This window comes from Massilia rhizosphaerae (assembly GCF_016093545.1).
GTDB classification, from domain to species: Bacteria; Pseudomonadota; Gammaproteobacteria; order Burkholderiales; family Burkholderiaceae_D; genus Telluria; species Telluria rhizosphaerae.
In genome coordinates, this window is the sequence record NZ_JADKYX010000047.1 from 1 (window position 1) to 1,288 (window position 1,288).

Consider the following 1,288-nt stretch of genomic DNA (forward strand, 5'->3'; position numbering starts at 1 on the left):
TGTATGGCACAGAGACATGGGTGACACATGTCTAGAGACATAGGTGACACATGTCTAGTCATTTTACAGCTCGATTCGTAGATCGATTTCGCTAATTTTCCGGTTACAGAAGATGACGTGGAAGATCCCATCGGTGTCGCTCGGCCGGACAGCGACGGGTTCCCCCACCAGACCTTCGCCAACGAACAACTGCCGTCCCGAAAAGCTGATGCATCCGCTGCCAAGAACCTTTCTGACTTCGTCACCTGTGTCGTATTCAATAGCGGGCAGTTGTTCGGGATACGGTCTTGCGCTGGCTGCGTAGCGAGAGGAAGGCGGCTTCTGACCTAAAGCTTGGTGCGGTCGAACCAAGTTGTACTGATCACGCCAGCGATCAAAGGCCTGTTGGCAGTTCTGGAGCGAGTTAAATCCGGTGCGCTCAAGAAGTTCACGCTTGAGGGTACGATGAAACCGCTCATCTTTGCCTTGTGTTTGAGGATGCATCGGTCGGCTGTGGCTGACTTTAATGCCGACTCGCATCAGCCACGCCTCGATTTTTGTGATCCCGTTCTGCTTCGGAGTTCCCCACGGATTGCCGTTATCGCAGGTGATTTTCTCAGGTAGCCCATAACGCCTGAACGCGTCGGTGAGGGCTTGCTTGACATGCTCACCGGTCTCTCCGGGGCAGGCCTTCAGACAGATGGCAAAGCGAGAGTGATCGTCCAATACCGTCAGCGGATAGCATCGCCCCGCTTGCGGATCGGTCAACGCGAAGTGCCCTTTGAAATCCATCTGCCAGAGCAGATTCGGCGCCTCATGCTCGAACCTTGTTATGGCGGGTGACTGGACGTCTGTCGATGCTGCCACCTGGCGCCCATGTCGCCTCAAAATGGTAGAGATCGTATTGGGATGAGGCCTGACATCTTCTGGCAAAAAAGTCGCTAATTTGCGCGCTCCCCAGCAGGGATACTTTTCGTGCAGTGCCAGCACCTCGGATTCGAGCTGCGCGCTACTACGTCGCGGTGAGGAATGGGGCTTGCGCGACCGCTCCTGCAGCCCTTCAGCCCCATGTTCCTTGAAGCGTGCAAGCAGTTTATAGGCCGTCTGAGGACTGATTCCAAACGAACGGCACAGGGCCCGGATATTTGCTCCCTGCGCCGTCGCTAGCGTGACGAACTCCAGTCGAGAAGACATTTTTGACGACTCCTTCCAAGGCATTGCAAGCTCCAAATAACGAAGTTGCAATGATGATAAAAGGTGTCAACTATGTCTCTAGACAAGTGTCCACTATGTATCTGTGCCAAACAGG

At 54.3% G+C, this 1,288-nt stretch carries 1 protein-coding gene; it reads right to left on the bottom strand.

The window, feature by feature from the left end:
- Positions 1–63 precede the first annotated feature (63 nt).
- A complete protein-coding gene (locus ISF28_RS30185; RefSeq protein WP_198120873.1) occupies positions 64–1,197 on the bottom strand; it encodes an IS481 family transposase in 1,134 nt (377 codons plus the stop codon).
- Positions 1,198–1,288: the final 91 nt, after the last annotated feature.

What these genes read in the sequence shown, in the direction of transcription:
- ISF28_RS30185 (WP_198120873.1), bottom strand. Translation starts at nt 1,197, where the DNA reads ATGCCTTGGAAGGAGTCGTCAAAAATGTCTTCTCGACTGGAGTTCGTC.